This is a genomic window from Arsukibacterium sp., from assembly GCF_033722355.1.
In the GTDB taxonomy this organism is placed as follows: Bacteria; Pseudomonadota; Gammaproteobacteria; order Enterobacterales; family Alteromonadaceae; genus Alishewanella.
Genome location: NZ_JAWVZF010000202.1, coordinates 1 through 4060, shown reverse-complemented (window position 1 = coordinate 4060; position 4060 = coordinate 1). Strand labels below are relative to the sequence as shown.

General features: G+C 49.7%; 4 protein-coding genes and 1 tRNA gene. 4 read left to right on the top strand and 1 reads right to left on the bottom strand.

From position 1 onward, the window contains the following. Window positions 1-254: LPP20 family lipoprotein (locus R3177_RS13545; protein WP_413229093.1), on the bottom strand; the 254-nt coding region annotated here is incomplete at its 3' end. 234 nt (window positions 255-488) lie between these two features. Between R3177_RS13545 and R3177_RS13540 the strand changes: the two genes are divergently transcribed. The 4 genes from R3177_RS13540 to R3177_RS13525 all read left to right on the top strand — a co-directional run. Further along, window positions 489-1622 (top strand): flagellar assembly protein T N-terminal domain-containing protein, encoded by a 1134-nt coding sequence (locus R3177_RS13540; protein WP_318971552.1) that lies wholly within the window; start codon window positions 489-491, stop codon window positions 1620-1622. A 100-nt stretch (window positions 1623-1722) separates the two neighbouring features. Beyond that, window positions 1723-1797: transfer RNA gene (locus R3177_RS13535), tRNA-Arg, on the top strand. Window positions 1798-1874: 77 nt separating this feature from the next. Beyond that, window positions 1875-2528, top strand: a complete 654-nt coding sequence (locus R3177_RS13530) for an ABC transporter ATP-binding protein (RefSeq protein WP_318971551.1) — start codon at window positions 1875-1877, stop codon at window positions 2526-2528. Further along, a partial coding sequence (locus R3177_RS13525) for an FtsX-like permease family protein (protein WP_318971550.1) occupies window positions 2528-4060 on the top strand: 1533 nt, incomplete at its 3' end. The genes R3177_RS13530 and R3177_RS13525, both read left to right, overlap by 1 nt.

Below are 4060 nucleotides of genomic sequence, written 5' to 3'. Positions count from 1 at the left end.
CTACTGTCAATTCTTTGACCATATACCTGCTCCGCGAGCTCGCGATAGGCTTCCAGTTTTGACGCCCGCATTGCCAGTAACATTTTCTGGCTATCAGACTGACCAGGTTGCAGTGAAATCGGTGCCATACCAACAGCATGCAGCAACGGAAAAGCATCAGGCTTTACCGGCGCATATTCAATATGTTTATCGAAGATCTGGCTGCAGCTACTGAGTAAAAATACAGAAAAGGTGGCAATGGCTAATTTCATCATAAGGCATCCGTCGTCAGAACATCGGCTGACATAACTGTGGTAAGTATTACTTCTCAAACCTAAGCAAATTCTGCGCCATCTTCACTGTTTGCTGTTATAAACTGCGAGTCCCTAGCTGCTTCAATATACTAACCATGTCCGCCTAGTGATCTTATGTTTTCCAGATATAAAACTAAGGCACAGTTTTTGCTAATTAACAAAGCATAAGCCCTTTTAACTGATTATTGGCGATTTATGAAATTACGATTTTTTGCCGTCAGCTGCTGCACTATTTTGCTGGCTACACCCGTTAGTGCTAACTGGTATGAAATGACAGGCCAGGCAAAGATAGAACAAGGAGATACCGCCGCCGCAAAACAGGCAGCCATTGCTGATGCATTGGAGCGGGCGGCCTTATTTGCCGGTGTCAGGATCACCAGCGAGCAACAGTTAGTTGCCGGCGTTATGCAACAGCATCAGCTTACGCTTGACAGCAACTCAGAAATCCGTGAAATACGTTTACTGCGTGAAAACTACAGTAATGACTATGTTACGATAACGCTGCAAGCAGAAATTTTACCGGGACAACAACGCTGTGTCGGCAGCCAGCAAAAGAAACCGCTGCTATTAGCCAGGATAGAACTTGGCGCCCGGCATGATGCCGTGCATGGTCAGTTATTTAAACTGGATGAAAATGCCACCGCCCAATTGTCCCGTCACCTGCTGGATTACAGCCCTGCCGTGGTGGTCAATACAGTAGATTACAGTTTACAGCCCGACCTGCTGACCCAAACCACGAACCGCCAGTTATTTAACGATGGTCAGCAGTTCGTGCTGGTCAGCCAGATCACTGATCTGTCGCTGGGAAAACAAACCAACCGCTTCTGGCAGAATGACCGCTTCGAGCGCTTCTTCGCCCTGGATGTAGCATTGTATGATGCATTTAATAACCAGCTGTTGTTTACCCGGCAATATCGTACCCAGGCTCAGTGGAATAGTGAGCTGACCATAGCAGGCAGCCATAGTCAGCAATTCTGGCAACAACCCTACGGCCAGAAAATCGATACCGTTTTAAAAGCGGTGGCAAAAGACATTCAGCAACATACTCAGTGCCAGAGCTTGCTGGCGCAAATCAGTCATATTGATCAGCATCAAATCGCTATCAATAAAGGCAGCCGCCAGGGGCTGCAGCGTGGCGATAGCGTAACGGTGATGCAAATCCAACGTTTTGCCGGCAAAGATGGTTTGGAAAAACTGCACAAAAGCCCAGTTAAGCTGAACATAACAGACATCAGCAGCGACAACGCATGGGCCAGTGCAGACAGCCCTACCCTGTTGAGTCATTTACAAACTGGTGATTTGATAAGCATTAGCAGTACAGGCATGTAAACACATTCAGCCCCGGGAAAACAAGCCGACGGCAACGTGTTTCGCCATTCACTTAAGCCGTTTATTCTGTTAAACTTTCGCGCGTTATCTGCTACACCTTTGCCCTATAGTTAAATGGATATAACGGCCCCCTCCTAAGGGGCAGTTGCAGGTTCGATTCCTGCTGGGGCAGCCACTTAGCAATTTTCACTGATCCTTACTCCACTTGTACACTTAAAGTCTATATTAAGTTCAGGCAACCAGGACAGACACATGCTACAGGTAACCGGTTTAGCGAAATCATATCAAACGCCGCAAGGCCCTCTGCCGCTGTTCAGTGGTCTGGATTTCGCCATTAAAGCGGGCGAAAGCGTCGCATTAATGGGAGAATCCGGGTGTGGCAAGTCAACGTTGCTGCATATCCTGGCCGGTCTGGAAAACGCTGATCAAGGCCAGGTTTTCATTAAAAACCAGGATATTACAACATTAACTGATAGCGAGCGCGCGCGGCTGCGGCGTCACTGTATCGGGGTTATTTTCCAACAGTTAAATTTAATTCCCAGTCTGAGTATTTGGGACAATTTAGCGTTTCAGGCCCGGCTCGCTGGCACACTGGACAGCCACTGGTTAGATCATCTTATCCGGAAGTTAGGGCTGGATACGCTGCTAACACGTTATCCGGCACAGCTATCAGGCGGCCAGCAGCAACGGGTTGCCATCGGCCGGGCTTTAGCAGCACGGACACCGCTGTTATTTGCCGATGAGCCTACCGGCAGTCTGGATGAAACTAATGCAGAACAGGTTATGACCCTGATGCTGGCGCTGGTTAAAGAGACAAAAAGCAGCTTGCTGATGGTTACCCACAGCGCGCTTTTGGCAGCAAAACTGGAGCGGGCAATGACCTTAAGTCAGGGCAAACTAGTCTGATGCAATCCAGGCTGCGTTCATTATGGGTATTACAAGCGTTACTCAGTCACTGGTGGCGCCATCCGGTGCAGCTTGGCACCCTGATCACAGGGTTGCTTGCGGCAACGGCTTTATGGAGCGGCGTGCAAGCGCTGAACCAGCAAGCCCGTTTTAGTTACGATCAGGCGGCGGCCAGGTTTGGCAGCATTAATCAGCCGCATATTGTCAGTACGACCAATGCCGCTATTGCCCAATCAGCTTATATTCAGTTGCGCCGCTCAGGCTGGCAGGTATCTCCGCTGGTGGAAGGGACGCTGACGCTCGATCCCGCTGATGTTAAGCTGAATGTTATCGGTATAGAGCCGATGACATTACAAAATCTGAACCTGACCTCTTCCACTTTGACCGGCTTGCCGTGCCCGCTGTCGTTACGAGATTTTTTGACGCCGCCATGGCAGGTCTGGCTTTCGCCAGCCACCGCCAGGCACATTAAACCCTTGTTGACACATACTGCCAATGACGGTTTCCCTTTCACCCCACAAGGTGACAAAGTCAGCATTGAGGTCAGTTCAGGCCTGGCAGACAACGAGCTTATTACCGATGTCTATCTTGCTCAGTACTGGCTTAACATGGAAGGGCAATTCTCCAGACTTCTGCTTGAGCAAACCGAGCGCTCTGCCCTGCCGCCACAACTCGCCAGCCATCTTCAATTCGTTTTGCCGCAAAGTGATCATGATATTTCGCGGCTAACAGCAAGCTTTCATCTGAACCTGAGTGCGTTAAGTTTACTGGCATTCATAGTCGGTTTACTGATGGTATACTCCGCTATTCATTTAGCCCTGACGCAGCGGCTAGTACTGCGTCGTATATTATTCAGTTGCGGAGTCAGCGAGCGTGAGCTGATGGCATGGTTACTAGCAGAATTGTTATTACTTGGCGGCTTAATTGCTTTGCCTGGTCTGGTGGTCGGTTACTGGATAGCAGCACTGTTGTTACCTGATCTTTCTGCCAGCTTAAACGGGCTTTACGGTGCTCAGGTCTCTGGAGACTTACAGCTTTCATGGCAATGGTGGCTTCAGGGTGCACTGATGGCATGGGGTGGAACGCTGATTGCGGCAATCGTGCCCCTGTTCAAACTTTTCAGCCATAACAAAAACCACCCTGGCCAAACTATGCCATCGCCATGGCAGCAAAAACAGCGAAACAGGCTGCTGGGCCCGGGCATTATCAGCTTCTGGCTGGCCCTTTTAACAGCATGGCTGGGTGAGTCTTTACTGAGCGGCTTTTTGCTATTAGCTTTGATTTTTTTAACTGCTGCGCTGTTAATGCCACTGTTATTAGAGGCACTCATCAGACTAGGCCAGCGCCTGGCCCGGACATTTTCTGCAGATTCAGCCATATTACAGTGGCTTTTGGCAGAGGCACGGCTGCAAGTTCCTCAGTTAAGCGTGGCTCTGGTGGCGTTGCTGCTTGCGTTATCAACCAGCATTGGTGTCGGTGGCATGGTCGATGGCTTTCGCAACACTTTCAGCCTCTGGCTTGATCAGCGTCTT

Coding starts and splice junctions, on each gene's coding strand:
- R3177_RS13530 (WP_318971551.1), top strand. CDS start 1,875: ATGCTACAGGTAACCGGTTTAGCGAAATCATATCAAACGCCGCAAGGC.
- R3177_RS13540 (WP_318971552.1), top strand. CDS start 489: ATGAAATTACGATTTTTTGCCGTCAGCTGCTGCACTATTTTGCTGGCT.